Source organism: Viridibacillus sp. FSL R5-0888, assembly GCF_038009105.1.
In the GTDB taxonomy this organism is placed as follows: domain Bacteria; phylum Bacillota; class Bacilli; order Bacillales_A; family Planococcaceae; genus Viridibacillus; species Viridibacillus arenosi.
The window spans coordinates 1,391,012-1,415,090 of sequence record NZ_JBBPAU010000001.1 but is presented as its reverse complement, the minus strand read 5'-3'; the positions used below and the strand labels follow the sequence as shown (position 1 = coordinate 1,415,090).

At 34.4% G+C, this 24,079-nt stretch carries 27 protein-coding genes and 1 pseudogene; 4 read left to right on the top strand and 24 right to left on the bottom strand.

Annotation, left to right across the window (positions count from 1 at the left end; translation table 11 throughout):
* Window positions 1-198 precede the first annotated feature (198 nt).
* The 15 genes and pseudogenes from MKY02_RS06990 to MKY02_RS06920 all read right to left on the bottom strand — a co-directional run.
* On the bottom strand, window positions 199-699 hold the full coding sequence (locus tag MKY02_RS06990) for an NUDIX hydrolase (protein WP_038185063.1): 501 nt from the start codon (window positions 697-699) through the stop codon (window positions 199-201).
* A gap of 162 nt (window positions 700-861) precedes the next feature.
* The gene (locus MKY02_RS06985; RefSeq protein ID WP_076034697.1) at window positions 862-1,200 is read right to left on the bottom strand and encodes a hypothetical protein; all 339 of its coding nucleotides are present in this window, start codon (window positions 1,198-1,200) and stop codon (window positions 862-864) included.
* A 170-nt stretch (window positions 1,201-1,370) separates the two neighbouring features.
* Complete coding sequence (locus MKY02_RS06980; RefSeq protein WP_053418064.1) at window positions 1,371-1,910, bottom strand: hypothetical protein; 540 nt, start codon at window positions 1,908-1,910, stop codon at window positions 1,371-1,373.
* Window positions 1,911-2,059: 149 nt separating this feature from the next.
* Window positions 2,060-2,575 (bottom strand): GNAT family N-acetyltransferase, encoded by a 516-nt coding sequence (locus MKY02_RS06975; protein WP_340710848.1) that lies wholly within the window; start codon window positions 2,573-2,575, stop codon window positions 2,060-2,062.
* The gene (locus MKY02_RS06970) at window positions 2,562-3,149 is read right to left on the bottom strand and encodes a hypothetical protein (RefSeq protein ID WP_038179205.1); all 588 of its coding nucleotides are present in this window, start codon (window positions 3,147-3,149) and stop codon (window positions 2,562-2,564) included. Before MKY02_RS06970 ends, MKY02_RS06975 begins: the two co-directional genes overlap by 14 nt.
* A gap of 420 nt (window positions 3,150-3,569) precedes the next feature.
* Entirely contained in the window at window positions 3,570-4,226 is a 657-nt protein-coding gene (locus MKY02_RS06965) for an MBL fold metallo-hydrolase (RefSeq protein WP_340710846.1), read from the bottom strand.
* Between the two features lie 673 nt (window positions 4,227-4,899).
* On the bottom strand, window positions 4,900-5,112 hold the full coding sequence (locus MKY02_RS06960; RefSeq protein ID WP_038186626.1) for a hypothetical protein: 213 nt from the start codon (window positions 5,110-5,112) through the stop codon (window positions 4,900-4,902).
* Between the two features lie 42 nt (window positions 5,113-5,154).
* Window positions 5,155-5,358: a helix-turn-helix transcriptional regulator gene (locus tag MKY02_RS06955; protein WP_038186627.1), complete on the bottom strand. Its 204-nt coding sequence runs from the start codon at window positions 5,356-5,358 to the stop codon at window positions 5,155-5,157.
* Between the two features lie 12 nt (window positions 5,359-5,370).
* Complete coding sequence (locus MKY02_RS06950; RefSeq protein WP_340710844.1) at window positions 5,371-5,769, bottom strand: hypothetical protein; 399 nt, start codon at window positions 5,767-5,769, stop codon at window positions 5,371-5,373.
* 397 nt (window positions 5,770-6,166) lie between these two features.
* Entirely contained in the window at window positions 6,167-7,021 is an 855-nt protein-coding gene (locus MKY02_RS06945; protein ID WP_340708831.1) for an alpha/beta fold hydrolase, read from the bottom strand.
* A 365-nt stretch (window positions 7,022-7,386) separates the two neighbouring features.
* Complete coding sequence (locus MKY02_RS06940) at window positions 7,387-8,409, bottom strand: sensor histidine kinase (RefSeq protein ID WP_340710841.1); 1,023 nt, start codon at window positions 8,407-8,409, stop codon at window positions 7,387-7,389.
* Window positions 8,406-9,083 (bottom strand): response regulator transcription factor, encoded by a 678-nt coding sequence (locus MKY02_RS06935; protein ID WP_340710840.1) that lies wholly within the window; start codon window positions 9,081-9,083, stop codon window positions 8,406-8,408. Before MKY02_RS06935 ends, MKY02_RS06940 begins: the two co-directional genes overlap by 4 nt.
* Window positions 9,084-9,093: 10 nt before the next feature.
* On the bottom strand, window positions 9,094-11,160 hold the full coding sequence (locus tag MKY02_RS06930; protein ID WP_340710838.1) for an ABC transporter permease: 2,067 nt from the start codon (window positions 11,158-11,160) through the stop codon (window positions 9,094-9,096).
* A complete protein-coding gene (locus MKY02_RS06925; protein ID WP_038186643.1) occupies window positions 11,150-11,932 on the bottom strand; it encodes an ABC transporter ATP-binding protein in 783 nt (260 codons plus the stop codon). Before MKY02_RS06925 ends, MKY02_RS06930 begins: the two co-directional genes overlap by 11 nt.
* A gap of 156 nt (window positions 11,933-12,088) precedes the next feature.
* Window positions 12,089-12,187 (bottom strand): annotated as a pseudogene (locus MKY02_RS06920) (HD domain-containing protein); the annotation flags it as partial.
* A gap of 357 nt (window positions 12,188-12,544) precedes the next feature.
* On the opposite strand from MKY02_RS06920, the gene MKY02_RS06915 reads away from it, so the two are divergent.
* The gene (locus tag MKY02_RS06915; RefSeq protein WP_038185119.1) at window positions 12,545-12,724 is read left to right on the top strand and encodes a small acid-soluble spore protein H; all 180 of its coding nucleotides are present in this window, start codon (window positions 12,545-12,547) and stop codon (window positions 12,722-12,724) included.
* Window positions 12,725-12,910: 186 nt separating this feature from the next.
* Here MKY02_RS06915 and MKY02_RS06910 read toward each other — a convergent pair whose 3' ends face one another.
* Together MKY02_RS06910 and MKY02_RS06905 are read right to left on the bottom strand one after the other, a co-directional pair.
* Window positions 12,911-13,225: a hypothetical protein gene (locus MKY02_RS06910; RefSeq protein WP_038186647.1), complete on the bottom strand. Its 315-nt coding sequence runs from the start codon at window positions 13,223-13,225 to the stop codon at window positions 12,911-12,913.
* 270 nt (window positions 13,226-13,495) lie between these two features.
* Entirely contained in the window at window positions 13,496-13,771 is a 276-nt protein-coding gene (locus MKY02_RS06905; protein WP_051448755.1) for a hypothetical protein, read from the bottom strand.
* Window positions 13,772-14,130: 359 nt separating this feature from the next.
* On the opposite strand from MKY02_RS06905, the gene MKY02_RS06900 reads away from it, so the two are divergent.
* A complete protein-coding gene (locus MKY02_RS06900) occupies window positions 14,131-15,693 on the top strand; it encodes an alkaline phosphatase family protein (protein ID WP_038186649.1) in 1,563 nt (520 codons plus the stop codon).
* A 609-nt stretch (window positions 15,694-16,302) separates the two neighbouring features.
* Window positions 16,303-16,611, top strand: a complete 309-nt coding sequence (locus tag MKY02_RS06895; protein ID WP_143691000.1) for a hypothetical protein — start codon at window positions 16,303-16,305, stop codon at window positions 16,609-16,611.
* Between the two features lie 101 nt (window positions 16,612-16,712).
* On the opposite strand, the gene MKY02_RS06890 is transcribed toward MKY02_RS06895, so the two are convergent.
* From MKY02_RS06890 to MKY02_RS06870, 5 genes are all read right to left on the bottom strand, one after another.
* Window positions 16,713-17,408 (bottom strand): ABC transporter ATP-binding protein, encoded by a 696-nt coding sequence (locus MKY02_RS06890; protein WP_083669533.1) that lies wholly within the window; start codon window positions 17,406-17,408, stop codon window positions 16,713-16,715.
* A complete protein-coding gene (locus tag MKY02_RS06885) occupies window positions 17,405-18,220 on the bottom strand; it encodes an ABC transporter permease (protein ID WP_235175752.1) in 816 nt (271 codons plus the stop codon). Before MKY02_RS06885 ends, MKY02_RS06890 begins: the two co-directional genes overlap by 4 nt.
* Entirely contained in the window at window positions 18,217-18,672 is a 456-nt protein-coding gene (locus MKY02_RS06880; protein WP_038186652.1) for a nitrous oxide reductase accessory protein NosL, read from the bottom strand. The genes MKY02_RS06885 and MKY02_RS06880 overlap by 4 nt, the downstream gene beginning before the upstream one ends.
* On the bottom strand, window positions 18,669-19,958 hold the full coding sequence (locus MKY02_RS06875; protein WP_076064868.1) for a right-handed parallel beta-helix repeat-containing protein: 1,290 nt from the start codon (window positions 19,956-19,958) through the stop codon (window positions 18,669-18,671). Before MKY02_RS06875 ends, MKY02_RS06880 begins: the two co-directional genes overlap by 4 nt.
* 61 nt (window positions 19,959-20,019) lie before the next feature.
* The gene (locus MKY02_RS06870) at window positions 20,020-20,673 is read right to left on the bottom strand and encodes a nitrous oxide reductase accessory protein NosL (protein ID WP_038186657.1); all 654 of its coding nucleotides are present in this window, start codon (window positions 20,671-20,673) and stop codon (window positions 20,020-20,022) included.
* A gap of 545 nt (window positions 20,674-21,218) precedes the next feature.
* Here MKY02_RS06870 and MKY02_RS06865 point away from each other — a divergent pair.
* Window positions 21,219-21,962, top strand: a complete 744-nt coding sequence (locus tag MKY02_RS06865) for an alpha/beta fold hydrolase (RefSeq protein ID WP_246832401.1) — start codon at window positions 21,219-21,221, stop codon at window positions 21,960-21,962.
* 254 nt (window positions 21,963-22,216) lie between these two features.
* On the opposite strand, the gene MKY02_RS06860 is transcribed toward MKY02_RS06865, so the two are convergent.
* Window positions 22,217-22,564 carry a VOC family protein gene (locus MKY02_RS06860; RefSeq protein WP_038186661.1) on the bottom strand — a complete coding sequence of 116 codons (348 nt, stop codon included), beginning with the start codon at window positions 22,562-22,564 and terminating at the stop codon, window positions 22,217-22,219.
* Window positions 22,565-22,815: 251 nt separating this feature from the next.
* On the bottom strand, window positions 22,816-23,847 hold the full coding sequence (locus MKY02_RS06855; protein ID WP_340710831.1) for an alpha/beta fold hydrolase: 1,032 nt from the start codon (window positions 23,845-23,847) through the stop codon (window positions 22,816-22,818).
* Window positions 23,848-24,079: the final 232 nt, after the last annotated feature.

Sequence of the window (24,079 nt, the reverse complement as noted above, 5' to 3'; positions counted from 1 at the left end):
AGTTCAATAAAGAAAAAAGAGCTGCATATGCAACTCGATGATCTTCAAGTAAAGCACCCGTTACTTTAAGTACTTTCTTTCACAATCCATTTCAAAAACAATTTTTTCAATATAACCACTCCAATATTATACAAAGGTCCCGTAAAGTTATTATCGGAAATTTAATGAATGCTTTTCCAGAATAAAATAGGCATCATACTAATCAATTTGTTGTTTTTCTGCGTAATACCATTTTAAATAATACATTATTCCAGACTTATCGACCCAGCTAAAATCTATTAGATCCTTCTCTAGTGAATGGTGTAGCTCATCTACTGGAATCCACTTTATATCCATAGTACCGTCGCCTTCTTTAACTAAATTACCAGAGGCTTGACATCGAAAATAAGCGCCTAATGAATCTACTGGACCATTTGTCGTTTGATATACAGCAAAAGGCTTCATAGCTTCAACATTTGAGTCCACATCATTAGTTTCAATTCTAGTTTCTTCCCCAAAAATCTTTGTTATATGAAGTCCTGTTTCTTCGTGCACTTCTCTTTTAAGTCCTTCCATAAATGACTCGAATTCCTCTAACCTTCCTCCAGGTAGCTCATAAGGTGTTTTATTCTCATTAGATTTAACCCTTTTTTGTATAACGATTTCAGTTCCATTTGGTCCATTTCTTTCAATTATTGCTCTAACATTTACATAGATCATACAAGTTCTCCCTCACTTTTCCTCTTCAACTAGATGGCCCGATTGTTGAATACAAGTTAAAACCTCTCTTGAACTAAACTGCCCCGTTAGTTCAATAAGAAAAAAGAGCTGCCTATGCAACTCAATGATCTTCAAGTAAAGCACCCGTTAGTTCAATAAGGGTTACTGTATTCTATTTGCATTTCTTTTTGCATATGTAGAAGGTGAAAACGAAACTTTAAATTTTCCTGCTAGTTCTTTTTGTACTTTTTCAGTTAATATCAAACCTTCTTTATTATGTATTTCTTCAAGTTCTACCCCGTTAGGGACTATTCCATCATTTTCCCAATCAATCCATTTTCCATACTGTAAAATCCACTCCTGTAATTCAGCCTTCAACTTGATTGAAATCGGAACGTCTTCTATATCAAAGTTACTAAAACATTTATTACACCATATAGCGTCTGCACCTATATCGGCTTCAACTTTTAAATATTTATTACAACTACATAAATCTACCATTTTATTTTTTCGTCTCCCTTTAGTAAAGTAACCTGCGGCGTTAGCTCGATAGGAAAAGCTGCTTTTTAATTCGGCATCTGGATCTTAAACTCTTGCACCCGTTAGTTGAATTAGAACAGCGACGCTTATTAAACAATCGCGCCCGATTGGATTGCGGTATTATAATATTGTTATCCCTTTGCCCTTTTCGGCCAAATAAAATTGCTTATGGCAATCAAAAAATCGATGCCTAACACAAGTGTCCATATTTTTAAAAATCCAGCCAACACTTCTGTTCGAGCTGAATCGTTAATTAAATAGATTAAGGTGAATAAAACCCCGGCACCTATTAGAAAAGCAAGCACATGTTGTCCCCAGCTTTTAAAATAGTGTTTCGCATAATCGATGCCAAATCTCTTAAATGGTTTCGCTCCTTGTTTCATCACATAATATTGAAAACGTATATCAGCCCATTCAATCATACTCCTACCGAATGCGATTGAGATTCCAATATATACAGCAGAAATTGCATGCACTTGGGTAGCAGTCGCACCACGATACAAGTCAATACCCGTGGCAACTAATAAAATTAAATCAATAACAGGTGTTAAAGCTAGGAAAAATAATCCTAATTTATTTCTTTTTAGAATATATCGTGTGAATAGACCTAAAGCGATAATAACCCAAAACCCTATTTCACAAGCAACGATCAGCCACGCAATTACATTCACCTCAAAACCCCCTTGTATAACGCACACAATTATCTGTTTACCTATAACAATTCAACAATACTCTTCAACTAACCTGCCCCGTTAGTTCAATAAGAAAAAGGCTCTACTCCTTACTGAAATAAAGCACCCGTTAGTTTAAGTGCATTTCTTCACAAACAAAAATATAACCTTATATAGTAGCACTCCGTTTGATAAAAAGGTTGAACGAAAAAAGGGTTAAACCAGTTTATACATAAGTATATCATCCACATATAAGTCATCACTAAACTTAACTTAACTTCTTTAATTTTACGTCCTTCTTCAACAAATCCCATACTTTTGTACAATTCGATAGCTCTTTGGTTTGTTGATAATACACCTAAACTAACTTTCTCTATTAATGTGTTATGTTCCGCCCAGTTTAAAAGTTCTTTTATTAGCAGTTTACCAATGCCCTGATTGCGATACTCTTTTTTGACCATTGCCGTAAAAGAACCAGTGTGAGAAAGCCTTTTAGTACTTTTTGAGCGAAAAACAATCGTCCCAACAATCTGCCCTCTGCTTTCCGCCACGATTAGCTTTTCTTTATTATTCTCTAAAATTTCCTCGATCCAGTTTCTTAGTTGCTCCGATGTTTGTTCATACTCTTCTATTACCGAAATCATATGCGAATTATCGTATTTCATTACTTTGCATTTGCACCAAGTCTTCTTTTTCCTCCCACAATAAAAAGGACATAAATATTGTATTTATCACTCCAATTAATACATAACACCATAATGGTAATTTAATAATTTCATACCAAGTTATATTTATTAGGTACATACCGATAACTATAAACAATGAATTAATAATAAAGGTAAATAAGACTTTTTTAGCTACAAACAAGGTGTTTAAATTCCAAATAGAAACAATTAAAGAAGCAATGCTCGCCATAGTCAAAGACATTATCGCAATTGAGCGTAAACTTTGTTGCTGATGAAAAACTTCAGGCGTAGAAAAGAAATTATTAAACATATTTGTAATAAAATAAAACCCAGATAAATAGATAGAACTAACTAAAAATGAGATAGGAATCCATTTCAAATATATAATACCCCATTTTTTACTTTTACTTGATTTCTTTCTTCTTTCTTGTATAGATTCAGCAAGAGGCATAATGACCATAATTAATCCAAGTAAATACAAATCAGCTTGAGGTAATTTTCCTTTATAGATGTCCAATAAGAAAAGGAAAGCCTCTTTCATTTCAATTAACATTAAATTATCAAACCTTTCATTATGTATTACCTGTTTATACGCAAATGACTTGAATTTGTTTCAAAAAAAATAATTATTTTCCATATAAATAAAGTCTCGTAATGATTCTTATCGAAAAAGGAGATGTTTAATTTGATTCTCATTGAACTTACCTGACCTTAAGTATCTCTCCTTTATACATTTCTATGATTTTAGTTAATTTAATAAAAAAAGAACCTGACTTTATTATAAAATTGGAAAACTGAATTTAGTAAAAGATTAAATGCCCCTTCTACTAAGGAGCATTTTGTTTCTAAAGACACCTTATTCCACTAAACTGCCTCTTTAGTTGAATAAAAAAAGAGCTGTCTAATGTCTAAACAGCTCAATAATCTTCAAGTAAAGTGCTCGATTGCTGAAGAAAGTTCTAGAATTTTAATATCAAATTACTTCTTGAATCTGGTCATGAATATTTCCCTTACTTAACCCTCCGTGGTAACAAACCACTGATTCAATGTCGAGGTCTAAGTATTTCTTCAAAGAGAGACGAGCTTCTTTTATATCCAGGACTGTCGGGGCATGAATCCCTTTAATTATTCCGTTTTCACTGTACATTGAATCCCCAGCATTCAGTGTTTTACTTTGTTCCAAATATAGGCTGATATGGCCAGGTGTATGCCCTGGAGTATGGATGATACGAATTCCACCACAATACGGCAATTCTTGACCGTCTTTCAAGGTATCGTCCACTTTGCCCTTAGGGGGGTTCTCTAGATGCCCGTCTTTTAAAAGAGATAAATCCCCTTGAATATAAGGCTTATCCAGATCGTGAGCATATACTTTAATATTACTTCCACACTCCTGTAATATCTCAGGAATACTACCTATATGATCTATATCCTGATGCGTCAATATTATGACTTTTAGTTTATCAAACGATATTCCCACCTTTTCCATTGCCACTCGTATATCTTCAATTTGTCCAGGAAATCCAGTGTCTATTAAAACAGCCATTTCTTGATTCCATAAAAGAGTTGGATGAATAATAATCCCATTAAATTCAAGATGAAGCATTTCTACTCCCTTAAAAATTTCCATAACTTCGATCTCCTTCATAATTAAATTTTATTTATGTAAAAAAATAGTTTTGGTTACACAAGAAATTTGAAAGAATAAAGCTAAATTTGTACGTATAATATTATTACGAAGTATCAATAATTATTCATTATCACAATAACCTACAAGTTAATTGAATAACACAAACATAATATTAACTTCGGCTTCCTTCTCAAAAGTTCCTGCTGATCTTCAAAAATATGGCCCGATTACTAAACAAAATTAAATAATCATTCTTTAGCTCTCTGTTATTTTTCTTCATGAAGAAAGTTCCATAAACTGATGCTAAAAACACCCTGTCGATTAATTAAAAGATCCTACTATTTGTTCTAAAACTCGTATATTTAAGCTAACCCGTTAGTTTAAGTACATTTTCCCACAAAACTTATTGTCAAATTAACATACATATCCAAATAAAAAAATCATCTCACCCCTAAGAAATCTATAGAGGAGCGATGATTTTAATCAAACTTTATTATAAATGAACAAACTTTTACTTCAAATGTTCGTTTCTATCTATTTTTCTACGTTTTGAAAATAAAAAAACATCTTAGATAAGATGTTTTTTCTAACTTGTTTGTTGCACTAAAGCACCCGTTTTTTAAGTGATTTCATTCATAATATTTCAGTGGAAAATTGAAATTCTTGTTTATTACTACTGCATAATAATTACGATAACTCCTACTATAATACACAGAATTCCACTTAAAAATTGTCCTAAACCCGAAGCTTGTCCCGTTAACAGTAAATTGAATAAGTTTTTGTTTCTTTGATTTTTTCCAAATAAGCCATCATCTGTTCTCATACGATAAATACCCCAAACCGTTAAAACTATCCCAAAAATAAATAATATAAATTGCATTTTCATTCCTCCGTTGTTTGTTTAATATGTGTATCTTAATGAAATGGATTATTTGTCATCCTCATCGAAAATAAAAGTTTCTTCAATTGATAAATTAAAAACAGAAGCTATTTTATACGCAAGTAGCACAGATGGATTATACTTTTGTTTTTCTAATGAGATGATTGTTCTAGAAGATACACTTACTTTATCAGCTAATTCTTGTTGCGTTATCTCATATTCTATTCTCAATTCTTTTACTCTATTTTCCATAGATCCTCCTGATTAAAGAAAATGATTGTAATATTTTCTAGACCCAAATTCAATAATTATTAAAGATATTAAGACAATAAATAATGCAGTATTTATCGGGATTACCACAAAATTAGTTAAAAACATAAGAATTAATATTTCGGATATCAGAATATACATGGAAAAGCGAGCAACTTTTCCATCAATTAATGCATCTCTTTCGTCATATTCCTTTGCTAATTCCTTTTCTAGTGATTTATTCTTTCGGGATGTAATGTAAGAAATTGTTGAGTACAACAAAAGTATTCCACCTAGGAATACTATGATATAGCCAAAATTAAATCCTACTGATGTATCGAGAATGATTTGAATGATTCCCACTATAATTACCAAGGTTGAGAATAAAAAACGCTGTATGAATAGATTTTTCAAAAATCCCTCTCCTAAACAACTTATTTTCCTACAGTGAAACTAACTTCACGTGAAACTAACTTCATGTGAAGTTAATTTCATATTATTCTATTACAAGACAAACGTCAAGTATTAAAAAAACAAAAAAAGATCGAATCCTTTAAGGAATCGACCTTTTACTTTAAATATTCGTTTCTATACATTTAAAAATAAAAAACATCTTAAATAAGGTGTTTTTCTAACTTGTTTGTTCAACTAAAGCAACCATTAGTTCAATAATGTAGTCAAATTTTCTATATATAATAAGCAAAATTTAACTTCTTATCATTCATTTCAAATTTATCGCCCTCAGTAGCTATTTTTTCAAATCTTGGCTGATTAGGGATCGATCTTGCGCTTGACATACAATAAGAGCACTTCAGTCCCTGCCCGCCTCGTAAAACTTCTGCGCCAGCATAGCCGGTCTTGTACGCGAATCCGTAAAGTGATCACCGTCGCCGACGATTAGACGGGACTGACCAAGACGTATTGACATATGAGGATGCCAGCCGAAGCCCTCTCCTTGAGGCAATGCGTTGTCTTGGTAGAAATAGAGATAGCTTTTGGGCGTAGACAGCGCGTAGAATGCTTTAAGATTCAGCTTCTCGAAAAGAGGCTTAGCCGGTTCCGGAGTGACGCTCGCATACATCTGTTTCGCTTCCTCTAAAGTGGCCGTATTGACGAAAAAATCTCGAAACAGTGGAAATGGAAGCATGATCGTATCGTCCATTGAGCCGGCCCTGAGTAGCTCGAAACTTTTCCTCATTTGAGCCGGGAACTCATCGACAACCGATTCGCCGTCTTTCAGTACGAACGCGTCCCAGAAGACAAGGCGCTTTATGCGATCCGGTATCTGTTCTGCAACCTTTTGGATGACAGTTCCGCCAAAGCTGTGCCCGACGAGAACAAAGTTGCATAGGTTCAGTTTCATTATAAAATCAACGACGGACTTAGTGATCATCGCATGCGTTACATCTTTGTTCGGATCAATGCCATGACCTGCGTACTCTGGTGTATAGACGGCATGCCCGTGACTGCGCAGCACCGCCGCTACGCCGTCCCAGAAGTGAGCGTCAGCCCAAGAACCATGCACAAGTACGAAGGTAAGCCGTTGTTGTGCGGGTAAACGATATCTTTCATCCGATACTAGGGCAGGAGAGTAATAACACCCGTGGGGCATAATCCTATAATCGTGGTATGGGAATTTATAAATTTCTTGGAGATAAGGAAACATGTACATGACTTCCTTTCAAATCAACATATATTTTCAGTTTATGCCTACTGCGATTAAGTGGTTCACACAATTAACCCGCCCAAACAAAGTCGCAAGAGAGAACGGCTGAGAAACTGAAATACCCGTACTGATTCCAAAAGATAAAAGTTATAATTATGATATGTATAAAAGGCAATTGTTTTAACCCCTGCCTCAACCCCAACATGGTACGTCGCACCGTAATTGATTTTCAACTAACCTCCTTGTTAGTTGAATAAGAAAAAAGAGCTGCCTGAACAGCTCTACGTTCTTCTACTAAAGCACCCGTTAGTTTAAGTGTAAGTTTTTACAATATCTAAAATAAAATGATTTAATGTCTATCAAACCTAAATTTCAGGAAATAGAAATTGAATGACAAAGCCATCCTCATATTTAGACTCAACATCAATTTCAATCTGCAATTCATCGCATAATTTCTTTACTAGATACAAACCTATCCCTGTAGACTGCTTTCTTTTAGTATTATCTCCTGTAAATCCTTTATCAAAAATGAAAGGAAGATCAGAATTAAGCACTCCAATACCATTATCACATATTCTTAGATAATACTGATTTTTCACGATATCAAAACCAGTTTTTAACCAGATAAAGCTTTCAATTTTTTCATTAGAGTATTTAACTGCATTCACAAGTATTTGCTTGAAAATAAACTGGAGTGCTCTTTCATCTGACACGATTGATACATCTTCTATCTGAGATATAACTTTCACATCTTTTTCATCCAGTAATGATTGTAGCTCCAACAGTACATCTTCAAAGTAGTGATTGATTGAGACTCTCTCTAGCTTATAATCAACATGCGCTGCATGTAATCTTGCATAAAATAGTATTTGTTCTACATTATCATTTATATTAATTTTTGCATGTTCAAGCCTTTGATATACTAATTCTGACATTTCTTCTTTGCGATTATGTAAAACAAAGTTTAATAAAGAAATCGGAGTCTTTATCTCATGTACCCAGCTTTCGATAAAATCTTCATAATCTAGTGACCGTAATTTAACCTCATCTATTTGGTCATTGAGCATCCGTAATTTATTGGCTAAATCATTGACCTTTTCCTTATGTATTTCGCCAATCGATTGTATCAATGCAGATTCTTGCTCCGGTGAAGGTTCTCTTAGAAATTTATAAAATACTTTGTATTGCTTCGTCTGTCCTTTCCAAACACGGAATATGGCCAACACAATACTCGCGATTGAAAAAACAATCATAATGCCCACTAAAAGCTTGAATGTTTCAGGATACGCTACCCACGCTAGAAAAATAAAAAAAGCATTATTTATACAAAGAAGTACTATCCAAGCACGTGATAGTTTGACCAGAGTTAGCCAATCCCTTAGTTTCATTTGTAAGCCCCCACTAATAATTGATAACCTACTCCTCTGACCGTTTTGATTCGATTTGACAAGCCAGCTTCATCAAGCGTCTTACGTAATCTGGTCATATTCACTTGCAATATGTTTTCATCTAAATATTCGCTACTTCCCCATAACTGATTAAATAACTGTTCTTTATTTACCACTGAAGGTGCGCATTTCACTAAGAGCTTCATAATCATTCCTTCATTCTCCGATAATGAAATCGAATTGTCGCCAACATACAACACATTTGTCTTCTCATCGAGTTGAAAATCACCAGCATCTAAAAGAATATGCATATTTGCATAGAGGTGCTGCAGTTTTTGAATTCTAGCAATTAGCCGTTTCGGATGGCATGGCTTTGTTAAATAATCATCTGCACCTAATTCCAATGCATGTAGCTCATCACGAAGTTGATTGCGTGAGGTTAGCACTAAAATGGGGCCTATTCCTCTAGCCTTTAATGCGCGGCAAATTTGGAATCCAGATAGATTTGGTAAATTTAAATCTAGTAGTATGAGCGCTGGAGAAGCTGAAATAATATCTTCCAAAGCCGTATCAAAAGAAGAGATACTCTCTACAGAGTATCCCTCTTTTTCTAAAATACTTTGTAACTCTTCACGTAGGAAAACGTCGTCCTCAACAATGACGATCTTTGCCATGATTTCACTCCTACTCAATCTCTTTTAATTTCTTTATTTCTTCATTACTCTTTCGTTGAATCATCCATATATAACAAAGTTCAAAAACGATAAACGCAATAAGAATAATGGCTATCACCATACTATTTTCTAAGCTCAGGGTCATTGAAGGAAAGGTAGTCAACAGGGACCAAATACCAAAAATGCTGCTGACTAATGCTACCGAAATAACTAAACCAAAATACAACCAAATTTGATTCCTTGCTGATGAACAAAGTGATTCAATATTTGCCCCTAGCATAGCTAATGTATAGTATCTATGTCTTGTACTCCGTTGTTGCATAAGAAAGTTTAAACCCAGTACCGTATTTGCAATAATAAGAAACATAACGCCTAGATAAAATGTTGTATAGCTTCCTGCAACTGTATAAAACAACTGTCTTCCCATGCTAGAAAGATAGCTTTCATAGTCTAAACCGTAAGTATTCATCAACTGATCTACTTCATAGGTCGCCTGCATTAACCCTTTTTCCTGAACAAATTCAGGTTTTAGCACCATATTCCATAGCCATGAATCTTGAGAACTTCTAACGAATCGATGATAAATATCATCAGGTACAATCAATGCATAGGAAAGCGTAATCGCTCTATCTGCAACGACATTGCTTGTGTATAATGTCGAGATTAATTCATATTGTCGATCACCTATACTAACTGTTGGATTATCCTGGAGTGCCCTTCTTAATATATCATAAGAGTGCGAGAATTCTTCATCAGAATACAGGGCAACTTCATCGTCTCCTAATATAATAGGAGCTTTGTTAATAGATGTTAGCATTGCATTATAACTAGAAAGTGCAATGAAATAAGGCTCATCTTGATAAGATAAATTACTTAATAAACGCTCTTTTTCTTCTGAACTTTTTTCTTTGGAGATGGTTTCTTCTAATCCAGACCAAGAAAAAGTATGTGCAGCTGTATTTGCAGACATTTCTGCATCTGTAGGATCAAAATTCCCTATTTTCATCTCGTAATAGCTGTTGACGTATGGCGTCACTTGATCAGATACGAGTGCAGCAACAATTTCTTCTTCTGATCCTTTAAACGTAAAGTCAGCAGTTCTACTAAATGTAGTACTATTATTTAAAGCAGTAGAAGTTCCAAAAGCAAAACAAACCATCGCCATTAAAATTAACAGTGATGATATGGCAAGGGAGCTCCATTGATGCAAAACATTCTCTTGAAGTTGTCTAGCTGTAAATACAAATAAACCGGTAGAAGAACTGCTTTTACGTTTTACCGATGCTCCAATTAAACTTCCCAAGCCACGAAACAGGATAAAAGTTCCACAGATTCCTATTAGTAGTATTAACGCAAATAGCCTATAATCCAGGCTACGCAAATATAATACGGCTAATCCATAAGCTACACATAAGAAAATGGTTCCAAGGAGTAATGCTGCTCCAGTCAGGAAGCTAACCTTACTCCACACAGGTGAAAGTACTCGTTGCGATTTTTCCTTTTGGTCATTCAGCAAATCTACTGGTTCCTTCCTGCTCATTGTTAAGCTAAGAACAAACACAGCCAATAATTGCACGACAATAAATCCAAATACCGTTAATCCTAGCCCCACCCAGGAAATGCGAAATTCGTGACCAATTATCCCCATGCCAATAAGCCTTGAAGTTGCCAGACTAATTAGCTCTGTTAAAAATAACGAAATGGGAACGCCAATGCATAGAGCAACTAAGCTATTCCACAATGTTTCTCCCATAATCATGGAGAACAGCTTACTTTGCCTCATTCCCATCATCAAATACATGCCAAATTCATGACTACGTTGTTGGAGTTGGTATCTATTTGCAAAATAAACTAAGAAAAATACGAAGAACAGTGAGACGCCATAGAGGATCGGAATCATTAACAATAGCCGATCTACCGCATCACTCTCAACGGTTTTCAAATATACAAGCACATCTTGCTCACCAAGTGACAGGATGACATAAAAAGCAACAATCGAAATAACGAGTGAGGCGAAGTAAACCCCATTTTCTTTTCGCGTTTTACGACTATTACGCTTGATAAAATCAAAGAACATTGCTACTACCTCCTCCTAGCTGCGCCAAAACAGTTAGGATACGCTCATAAAAAGCATTTTGGGTTTCTCCAGGCACTTTCTTTCGAAGCTCATGAAAAATCACCCCATCTTGGATAAATAAAATTCTAGAACAATAGCTTGCTGCATTTGCATCATGCGTAACCATCAAAATTGTGGACCCCTCTTCCTGATTGTTAGCATATAATTTATCCATTAAGGTTTTTGCATTTCTTGTATCCAAGGCTCCTGTTGGCTCGTCTGCTAATAAAATGCTCGGATTTGAAATCAAAGCCCTGGCTGCAGCAACTCTCTGCTTCTGACCTCCTGACAACTGAGACGGAAATTTATCCAATACAGGATCTATATCGAATTGTTTAGTTAATTTTTGAAGTTGCGCTTCTTGCTCTTTAGGATTTACACCATGTATGGACAACGGTAGAATGATATTTTCTCTAGCTGTTAAGTTATCAATCAATTCAAATTCTTGGAATAAGTATCCTATCTTACTTCCTCTATATTTTGCTAGTTTTGACCCTTTAAATGATGATATATTCTGACCCTCTAATAAGATTTGTCCAGCTGTTGGCTTTAGCATAGTGGCAATGGAATTAAGCAATGTTGTCTTGCCCGATCCACTGGTTCCCATGATTCCAAGAAACTCTCCTGGCAGAACATCAAAGGAAACCCCCTGCAACGCAACAGTTTCACTTTGTCCCTCACCAAATATCTTATGTACTTCTTTGACTTGAAGTAGTTTATCTGAAATATTCATATAATTCTCTCCCACGTAAATTTTCTATAGTAATACCATACAATAAAAAATTAGTAATTTACTCTTACATTTGTTGTAAGGTTTGAAATGAGAGGAATATCTCCTTTATTTTATGGAAACATCATGTAATAACCCTGCTATCTGCTCTTCTACTTAGCCACCAAGTATTCTTATTAACAACATAACACCTTTTGAGTGTTCAAAAGTGACATTCCATTTTTCATTTACCAAGTAACTTGCTCCACCTTGAAAAACGACCACCTATAATTTATTGGGTGGTCGTTGTATTTTTTTTATAAAGAGTGAACATTTTATGCTTATTGAACTAAACTGCCCAGTTAGTTCAATAAGAAAAAAGAGCTGCCTAAGTAGTTCAATGATCTTCAAGTAAAGCCCCCGTTAGCATAAGAACATTTATTTACAATTTTCGCTAACTTGCCCCGATAGTGGAAATAATTAAAAGCTGCCTAAAAAAACTGCCGATCTTCAAACGCACCTGTAAGTTCAGTAAAGGTGTTAGTGATTCTAGGAAGTATTTTATTTACAACAAGTATATTTAAGTAATTTGGAACAAATATTATACCTGTTGCAAACCCAAAGGAGGTGGATAAAATGAACGCACAACGAGCAGAAGAAATTGCTTCTTCACCAATTATGGCTAATGTAACCTATAATGAGGAAAGTATCTACATTGAGCACGTGGATAAACAAAATGGAACAGCTACAATCCATCCCCTTGATGAACCAAATAAAAAACAAAGTGTTTCTATAACCAGCTTAAAAGAACAGTAATTCCCTCGATTTAATAATAAACCTCCACTTTCGGGTGGTGGTTTATTGTTCGATTAAGTTCAAGTCCCATCTTATTAATTAATCAATCTATCCCCTTGTTGAACCATCCTGCCCCGTTAGTTGAATAAAAAAAGAGCTGACTGAACAGCTCATAGATCTTCTACTAAAGCCCCCTTTAGTAAAAAATCATTTGTTTATTAAAGTAAAATCTTCGCTATTTCCATTCCAAAGTACTTTTATTACTAACTCATCTTTTACAGTTGTAGATGGGCTATTCGAAACCGATAATTTTTTTTTATATATGCCTTCTTTATTTAAAAAAGCATCATTCTGACTAAAATCAAATTCTCCGTTATTTTTTGTTTCAACATCGTAACTAAAAGCTTCAATATCCTGAATGCTATGCCCTTTGTAGTTTATTTGAATGTGATATGTTTCGTCTCCGTCAGTCTGATTAACAGTTACTTTAGAGGACCAATTTTCACCCTCTCCAACAAACATTAAGTCACTCTCATTTACTTGGCATGCAAACAATAATAGGATTACCAAAAATATAGTTGCTAAAGTTAATTTTTTGACAGAAAACACACCTCTCAATCAATTAGTTTTATCACAATTTCCCTAATACCTTTATTCACTAAACTGCCCCTTTAGTTGAATAAGTAAAATACGAAAAAATCTCGAATACGTCTATTCTTTCGAGTTACGAAAAAAGAAGACTCACATTCTATAAATTATTTAATAGACTTCCTCTGAGTAAAATGACTATCTCTAAGTCCCAAAGTTACCAAACAACATCATACAGATAGCGAAAATAGTTATGACTAATAAAGCTAACATACCAAGAGAAGAAATAAGTAAAGTAATTATTTTCAAAAGTCCTTTTACACTAAATAAGGCAGTAAAAAATGAACCGATTAGTAGTAATAATAGTATCAATATGTCCCATGAATCAGGTAAGGGATTCAATACTTGCGGGATAATAAAACCTAAAATGATAAAAGTGATTAACAACACCAATGAAATCATACTCAAGTATCTTCTCATCGTATCAACCTCCCTTTCAAACAAACCTGCCATATTATTAAAACACCATTTATACAAATATCACCAAACCACTTTTAAGCTGTCATTAATTATCCTACAGAGTTATTTAACATAATCTAGTAAAAATATTATCTATGCTGTGGCAAACCAAATTATTAAAAGGAGCCCGACAAACTGTATAGGAGGTTCTCCTGAAAAAGAATATAAAGAAATTGGTAAGGTAACAAAACCTAACTTTTTGAGTAGAAACTTAACCTGTCACCATCTTAATAACACTAAATTTTAATTTTTTTAATTTGACGTATCTTCCTTCCAATATAAACCACACTAACTGTCCATTATAGAAAAAGGGTGAAAACATGGTAAATAAAATAGTGGTATCCGTTATCGTATTCATTTTCTTAATAGTTAGCCTTACATTTGCCTTTTCAATGTCTCCTACCAAAGATATTAAAAACACTGTTATCAATCAAAAGCAAAAACCAGTCATACTCATTACTGTAGACTCTCTTATGAGTCAGTCCATTCAAAAAGCTATTCAAGAAAGAAAAGCACCTGCCTTATCATTTTTAATAAAAAACGGACAATTCAACCCAGAAGTAATTAGCTCTTATCCTACAATGTCCGTTGCGATTGACAGCACTTTGTTGACTGGGACTTATGCTGATCAACATAAGATTCCAGGTCTCATTTGGTTTAAGAAAGATGAAAATCGCATTGTTAGTTATGGAAGTGGGATTAGTGAAATATGGAGCCTTGGAGTTAAAAATGTTGCCTTTGATGGTATTGTAAATTTAAACAAAGAGCATTTAAGCAAAAATGTTCAGACCATTCATGAAGAACTCTCAAAGGATAACATTCAATCTGCCTCTATCAACGGACTTTTATATCGTGGAACTTTTCACCATCAATTAAATGTCCCAAAACTAATATCAGCAGTGGGACTTCTACCAAATGAAATAGATATCAACGGACCATCACTACTTTCTTTGGGAACATTGTCTCAATATGATCCCAATAATGATCGTCAAAAGTTTGCGTGGAGAAGTATGGGCGTAAATAATCAATTTACCGTTAACGAGTTAAAATTTTTAATTAAACATAATAAAGTACCTGCATTTACTCTGGCCTATCTTCCAGATGCAGATAAAGATTTACACAAAAACGGGCCAGAGGATATAGAGCCAATTGAAAAAGCAGATCAATATCTTCAAGAGCTACTCAATTCCTATTCGACTTGGGAGGAAGCGATTAAACAGGCAATTTGGATTGTGCATGGAGATAGTGCCCAATCTAAGATTATTAAAGATAAGAACACTTCCCTAATTGATTTAAATGATGTTTTAAAAAGCTATACTTTTTGGGAACGTAAGAAGAAGAATGGCGAAATTGCAATCGCGATAAACGAGAGAATGGCGTACATTAACTTAATTAAAGAAAACATTGAAATTTCAAAAATAATAAAGACATTAAAAAAAGATAACCGAATTAGTATTATTGCATGGAAAGAGGGAGGAACAAACTATGTTACTTCTCCAGAATCCGATAAGATTTTTACATTTTCACCAAACGGTCACTATAAGGATCTGTATAACCAATCATGGAAGTTAGAAGGTGATCATTCTATTTTAAATTTGGAAATTGATAATCAAGGGCTTATCGAATATGGCGATTATCCAGATGCTCTCGCAAGACTTAATGGTGCTCTGCATTCACATGAAGGTCAATTTATTATTGTAGATGCCAAACCACACTTTGAATTCATAGAAAAACATAGTCACAACCATGCTGGTGGAGGAGCACATGGTTCTTTACACAAAGTCGATTCTCTTGTTCCGCTCATAATCGCTGGTACACAAGAAAAACCTGAATACAATAGACTTGTTGACATTAAAAAATGGATCATAAAATTAACAAAGTGACTCCCAATTACTGTTTTAGCCCATCTGGTAAGTTATAGAATAAATCTTCAAGTTGAGCTGCTTGTATTGCTTGAAATACTTATTTCGCATCATGAACCCGATTTAGTTAATAAAAGTCATGAATCAAAAAAGCGACTACCTATTTTTGTGCGAGTCCTATGAACTCATGTTTAAAATCAGATCAGATTAATCCTCTTCTACATTTAATGTTTTTCTTGGTTCAAAGACGTGTAAATAGGATTCCTAGTATAACTTCCATTTGTTATTGAACTAAACTGCCCCGTTAGTTGAATAGCAACAACATTTGAGAAAATAGCCTTTCTATTAGGGATGGCGTCAGATTTATGCGGATTTACAACGTTAAGCATAAAAAGCCCCTAAATCTCGCTTTGGAAAGGTTATAATGATAACTTTTGAAACTTTTTTAATTGAATTAACGTAAATATAGTAATTATTTATTGTAGGGAAGGGATTATTATTTTAATTTATTATTTGTTATTTGGTTTAGGTGGGCTTTTAGTTATAGGCACAGTGATTATTTTTATTCTAATGTGTATAGAGAGAGAAATTGAGTTTTGGCCGACTATTAAAATGCTGGGCGGTTTTCTAATGGGACTCCTACTTTTATGGATGACCATTCCAAGTCTAAAATCTGTAATAACGAAAGATTTTGATGTTGTTAATGGAAAATGCACGATAGAAATATCTTCATCTGGTCGTTCTTCTGATTCGACTTTTAATATGCTTAATACAGACGAACAATTTAGTTTCAATGAGATTCCTGAACTTGATGCTTATGGCAAGTCAATTCCTTATTACTGTGAGATTACGGTGACCAAAGACCATATGTGGGAAATGGATTATAAAATTTACGATTTAAAGACAGGAAAGCTTATGGATTCACACACAGGTGAGTAGCTTATTGAAAAAATAAGAAGAATAATTATACATACGCAGCTGAAAAAATGTTCACAAATCAAAGTTTGGAAATACACCAAAAAGCCACGAATGTTGTTAAATCAACGTTTCGTGGCTTTATCTAGCCCAATTCTCTGCATAAATAGCTCCTCTAAATGTTCACAAGATGTTTCTGACAGAACATCTTGAATAGCTCCATTCATAAGCACTCTTCCATTATGTAAGAGAAGTATATCATCAGCTAGCTCCTCTGCGAATGACAATAAATGCGTTGAAAAAAGTACCGTTTTACCTTGTTCTTTTTGTTCTTGTAAAATTTGTTTTAGCTCAGCAATCCACAGTATATCCAAACCATTTGTCGGTTCATCCATAATAAGTAACTGTTCTTTACCTAATAAGCTTTGTGCCAAATTTAAACGCTGGCGCATCCCTTTTGAAAATTGGCTCACTCTTTGCTTACGAAAATCCCACAGTCCTACTCGTTTCAACACTTTTTCACGCTCTTTTGCTGACTCCTTTTTCAAACTGCCTAGTAATTGTAAAATTTCCTCAGCAGTGAGTGCTGGGGGAAAATTCACATCATCTGGCATATAACGAATAGAAGGCACACTAGCCCAATGAAGTTCTCCGCCATTTGGCTGTTCTTCACCAATGAGTAATCGGATTAACGTACTTTTTCCTGCACCATTACCACCAGCTAACGCAATAATACGTCCTTCACTTAAGGTAAAAGACGCATCTAACAAGCCTTGATGCTCGGAATATTTTTTTACTAAAGACTTACCTTCTACAATCATACTTGGTCCCCCTTTCTACGTAATAAAAACCCAGCAAACAATAAAGGCAATACGATCCAACAAATCGTTACTAGGACATATACAACAAGACCTGCCAGCGAGCTATAAAATTCAGTGAATTCATAAAAAGAAGGACCAAGAACTGAATGTTGTCCAGAAAAGATGAAATAGCCAAAACGAATCCATTCGGCTGGATTTAAATGAATCATTACAATTGTTAACTTTTGTAAAGTATGACCAGCTACTACTGTACCCACTGCCATTAACGCATAAGACAACAGTAACAATGCAAATGCCCAAGCTAGAAGCGACAACGCTAACGCATGTAGACGACTTTTGGCCACAACCCCGCAAACAATCGCTAACGCTGAAAAAATTAGGATTGTTACACTGGATAAGCCAACGAAGACAAGTGGCAAATGAACTTGACCTGCTAAACTACTCATGCCTAATACAATGCTAAAAGCCAATAGTAAAATGAGCATGAAGGATAATAGTAGTGCCACATACTTCCCAAAAATATAATTCTTTATTGTCATTGGATATGTTTTTAATAATGAGAACCAGCCTGATTCCAAATCATTCGCTATCCCCATACTTCCAATTGTTAAGATGAACAGAGGCAATAGGAATAGGAGTAAATTTAAGAAGCTAGCTGTTTGTCTGGTGAAATTATTCATATCAGGTAAAGCAATTTGCTGTATTATCGATATCGCTGCGAAGACAAAAACAAATAATACAGCCACTAGTTGCATCCAACGACTTCGGAGCATTTGCTTCCATTCAAGACGTATGAAAAGTCCGTTAATCAATGATGGACACCCCATTTAAATGAATCTAAATCAGAGTAGCTCAGCAATTGCCCTTTGCCTACTTTATCGATATATTGTTGTGCTGAATCTTTAGATTCAAAGGCAATGACGCCATATGACATCGGTGTCCAAATATCTTTGTCATACACGTATGAAGCTGTTTTAACATCGACCCAATTCTTTTCGCCCTCATCTTTGATAAAGGCTTTACCAACATCGCCTTTGTTCAGATTCTTCATATATTCAATCAAACAACCTAGATCATCAAACATTTCATAGTCCCCATTCGATAAGGCAATTTGTCCGGCATATTCTTCATGCACAATACTCATATTGCACACCTTACAGACATCCGTTTCACTAACGATTCCACGCGGTTTAAAGTCTTTATTACTACAAGCTTGTAATAATAAGACTGCAGCTAATAAGACAACTAACCCTCTTTTCTTCATACACTTGCTTCCTTTCTCCATAACCATAATCCGAGCACTAGTCCTGTAAGACCGGTAACTACTTGCCACAGTTGTATATTCCCTTCAGTTGTCGCTTTTTGAGCACTATACATCATCGGTTCTTTATCTACTAATTGCTCAGTTTCTATTGCATTGGTTTGGCGATCCATTTTATTTAATAGCACTACACTTGGTGATTCGATGAAATATTGATAACTGGGCTTGCGCACCATCCATTGCCCAAAGCTTTGCAATGCCACATAAGGACTATCACCAATACCATTGTCGTCAAAATCTATGCCATCATAATCATCGTAGTAATTTTGAGAAATGCTACTACTGGTTCCATCGGACCGTAAATTAACAATATTACCCACAAAGTCATTTGCATATACGGTGTTCTCCTTGTTAGAACGAAGGAGTTCAATTGCGGTTTGATTCATCTGGAATGTATTATACTCCACCGTTGAAGTCACTAGTTTTTGTGTAGATAGGGCTGTTCTATTATTCTGGAAATGGTTATAAAGAACGTCGATATTTTTTGCTTCAAACAGCACCATTCCAGAACCATTCAAGCCATTTTGCTCTGTCACATAATTGTTTTGTAACTGCGCATCTTCCGTCATCATGAGCATAATACCCGTCACATTTTGATTGAAATCGTTCTGTTCGGCAAGTGCATCTTCAGTATACATAAAGTGGATGCCATAGCGACTATTTTTAATAGCGTTATCTGTCAGTTTGATTGCCTGAGCCTTTTCAATATAAAAACCATCCTGTACGTCTTGCACTTTGTTATTTGAAATAGTTAAATCGTTACTGTTAAACACATCCAGACCATTTCCTTTTTTCGAATAATGCCCATTAATTCCTTTAATTTTTAAATTATTTACTACCACGTGCTTAGAATTATAAATTTGTACACCGCTCCAAACATTTTGAAGCTGTACATTGTGTAAATTTACTTGCGAAGTATTTTTCACGACAATGCCTACATGGGCATCGGCAATATTAATATTTTCTAACGTTACATTTTGCACATTTTCAATCTTCATTAATGATTCTTTCCCATTGCCCTCTAGCATGGTATGTTTGGAACCCCTTAATGTAATTGGTTTTGTAATAGTAATCTGTCCTGTATAAACACCATCCTCAAGTACTAGCACGCTACCGGCTGGTGTCCCATCGATTTGTTCCTGTAAAGTTAGCTGATCTGCTTTAGCAGGCATTGCGAAAATGAGCCATAACAAAACAAAATAGTATAGTATTGTACACAGATGTTTCATCTTTCCACCTCCATTTAACAACAAAAAGGCTAGAGTCTCCTCCAGCCCTTTATGCATACGGTTAGTGACTATCCTCTGATTTCATGTCCATATCCATCGATTCACTATCTCCTGATTCTGAATCCATATCCATATTCTTCGATTTACTAGAATGACGATCTTTCATTTTCTTGTAACGATCATTTGAAACTTTATCAACATCTGATAGCGCTACTACTTTTGAGCTATCATTTCCTGCGATAAAGATATCCGCACTTTCTTGATCTTTGAAATAGGCGTAACCATAATTCATTGGTGTTTTAATGTCCGCTTTCACAATAACGGCATCCTCTAGTTTTAACCAATCTTTTGAATTATTATCACGTACAAACTTTTCTAACTCTAATCCATCTTTACGTTCTTGATTTAGCATACAACCCACATCATCAAAGAAAACACCTGATCCATCTTCTTTAATGCCTTGTGCTGAAAATGCTCCCATTTCATGATCTATTTCATAAACTTTCATATTGCAAAATTCACATACCGTATCTTTTGTTGGTTCATGCAAATGATCTTCTACTGCATTGGTAGTAGTTTCAGAATCCACAGTGCTTTGTTTTGTTGATATACTTTCTGATGTGGTACTTTTACCTGTAGTTTTATTGTCTTCTTGACCACATGCACCAAGTAGGGCTGCCGCAATGACAACTGTTAAGGCTAATTGTTTTTTCATATTTTATTCTCTCCCTCCAATTAGAGATAATTTTACAAGATAAATGTGAAATAAGATGAAAATAAATATGTATAATATGGGAATTTTTATTTTGGCAACATCAATAGTTTTTCAAATTCTTTTCAATAACTCTTTCGTTAGCGTCTTAACAACCCCCGATGTTTTATCACTCTTACATCCTATCTACGCTTAAATGTCCCCTGTTCCGGTTCCTATACAAAAAAGAACGTCATTCAATAGCCTTTTTTGTTAAACTAATCTGCCCCGTTAGTTGAATAAAAAAAGAGCTGTCTGAACAGCTCAAAGATCTTCTACTAAAGCCCCCGCTAGTTCAAGAAAGGAAAAAAGAATTGCCTATGCAACTTAATAATCTTTAACCACAGCACCCCTTGACATACTAAGAACTTTATTTTCAATCCACAGTTAGTGGGAGAAGGAATTATAGAAATCCAACGAGAATATGTTAATAAACCAATTATTAAAATAAAGTTAAAAGAATAATTTGATGAAGTGTGGTGTAATTATTGAAAATAGAGAAATATGAAATGAAAACATCAAAAGGGAAGTTACAATATAATATTAGTGGAAATGGTAAACCAAATATAGTTTTAATCAATGGTGGGGCAGGTCCTATTGAAGGTTGGATGAAAATACTAACAGAAATTTCAGAATATTTTACTGTATTTTCTTATAATCGGTTTGGAGTTGGTGGCAGTGATAAACCAAACGAATCACAAGATGGTACAACGATAGTAAAAACTCTTCATGAAGCACTTACTATAGCGGGGATTGAACCTCCATTATTATTAGTTGGACATTCATTAGGCGGATTATATGTAAATTTGTTTGCTCGACTTTATCCGAACGAGGTAGCTGGAGTAGTTTTTTTAGAATCTAGCCATCCTAAAGATTTAAGCCTAAATGAATACCAAGGTAATACAGTAAAAACTATAAACAAATTGTTCAAAATGTTTGATTCGTTGTCTTCACATAAACAATTTGATGAAGTTAATTATGTGAAAGATACTGTGAATCAAATACAACAAATAAAGATTTTTCCCGAAATACCTGTATTTATTGTCACAGGTGGAAAGGAAAATCGAATGATACCAGAGGAAGTTCGAACAAAACGAGTAGAGAATCAATTGGAATATCTTTCATTGTCTAAAAATAGCAAACATATTGTCGCTGAAAAAAGCGGACATTTTCCTCAATTAACAGAGCCTACAGTCGTCATAAATACTATCAAAGATTGTGCAAAACAGATTAATTCAAAGGATAATCAATAATTTTGATGATTAAAGATAATATCAGCTTGTATTACATGTAATTTAGTAAAAGTCTTTTATATTCCATTCCTTTCGTTCTTATCTTACAATTTTTGTTTAATACACTTTAAATGTTCAAATGCGACTTAAAAACTCCCCTTCTCTTCTTCAACTAACCAGCCCCTTTAGTTGAAGAAGAAAAAAGAGCTGTCTGAACAGCTCCAAGATCTTCTACTAAAGCACCCGTCAGTTTAATAGCAAATGATTACAACCCGCTATTTCTCCCAAAGCTCGATCAGTCGACCTTCAGGATCTTTAATCCAAATAAACTTTCCAAATTCACTAATCTCTTTTTTCTTTACAAGAGGTACACCAATATGTTCAAGATGCTTAATAGTCTCGTTTATATCATGTACTTGGAAATTTAACATCACTTGTTGTTCTGTCGGAAAATAACTGTCATTTTCGGTAAAGAAAGAAAAGATAGTCTCATTTCCTAATTGGGGTTTAATCACAGTCCCATTCCAATTTTCTATTTCAATCTTCAACACTTCACTGTACCATTTTTTTATAACCTCAAGGTCCTTAGTTCTCCAAAATATTCCTCCAAAACCTTTTATCATCGTATCTAACTCCTGTCTGTCTTTAAATTTTTTGTTTTTCGATTATTGTTAAGTTCCTTCTTCAACTAAACTGCTGCTTTAGTAAAAACACCCCTTATGTCTATAATTCTATTAAGTTGGCAATAATTCCTTTACTTTTAAATGTAAAAGTAAGCAACATCTTAAAGGCGTTGCTCTACTTGACTAAATCCCCCGTTAGCTTAAGTACAATTATTTACAATCTCTTCCGATTCAAGAAAAAACTATACTATTTATTTTAAAAATGTATCGCACATCCATTCATAAAATTCTTCCTTCTCCTCAAATTGTGGATAATGAGCCGATTGCTCAAAAGCAATAAATTCTTTTTTATTAGCTTCAATCATATCAAAATATTTTTTTGCTTGATTTGATGTAGTCATATAATCATGTTTACCCATGACAAAATAAAAAGGTAATTCAAGTTTCTTTACGATAGTTGGTAATGGATTTTTAAATATATCCTCTACCAAAACCTTTTGAGAATAGGACACCCCACAGTTATAACGGATTAGATCTAATAAGTTATACTCGCTACTGAGTAATATACCTAAGTTATCTCCATCGGGGTTATCAATGAGTCTTACACTTCCGTCATATTTCATAACAGAATTTCGTGGGGTAAACATGTCGCCCTTTTCAATTTTTTCAGTTAACCCTTGTAAATACAAAACATCATCCGTATTGCCAGCTTTTCGAGCCTGATTTATAACGTAGTTCAAACTTTCAATCTCGCTTTCTACTTGATTACTCATCTGTCCAATACCAATATACGCTTCATACTTATCAGGAGCTTTATGAGCAGCCTGCGTGCCAATATATGTACCATAAGAATGACCAATTAGTATTACCTTTTCTTTTCCGAGCCGTTCTGATATATAATCCGTCAAAGCCAATAAGTCCTCCACCAGTAAGTCTGAAGAAAGATTAGAATAGTCATCAAAAAAATGATAAGATTTTCCACTTGCTCGTTGATCGTAATTAACAACCGTAAATTTAGTTTCCAGTAAGTCTTGGTATTTTTCTGCATATGGTATTTCCGAACACCCAGGTCCTCCATGTACAAAAATAATAACAGGATTGTCCTTATCAGTGCCACGTATCATTATTTCATGATTACTTCCATTTATCTCTACTTGTTCTAATGCACTTATACTGTTATCACCTTTTATATGCGAAGTCCAAGTAGGGCAAAAAAGTGCAATGATTAGTCCTATTATAATAATGGCTCCGATATATTTTATTAGCTTCTTTATGGTTTTCATCTGTTCTTCCCTTTCTTCTCATTTTTTTGTAAGTTGAATTGTCGAATCTTTATTTACGTCTTCTCCAACTTCATCAAAAATACATACTGTATTGATTTGAGCATGCTTTTTGACCTCTATTATTAATTTCATTTCCAGACGTGTTGATTAACTGATTTTCACCATTACTATTAAAGTAGAAAGTTGATTTCCCTAACTAACATGCCTGTTTCATTTCATATTTCTACTCTAC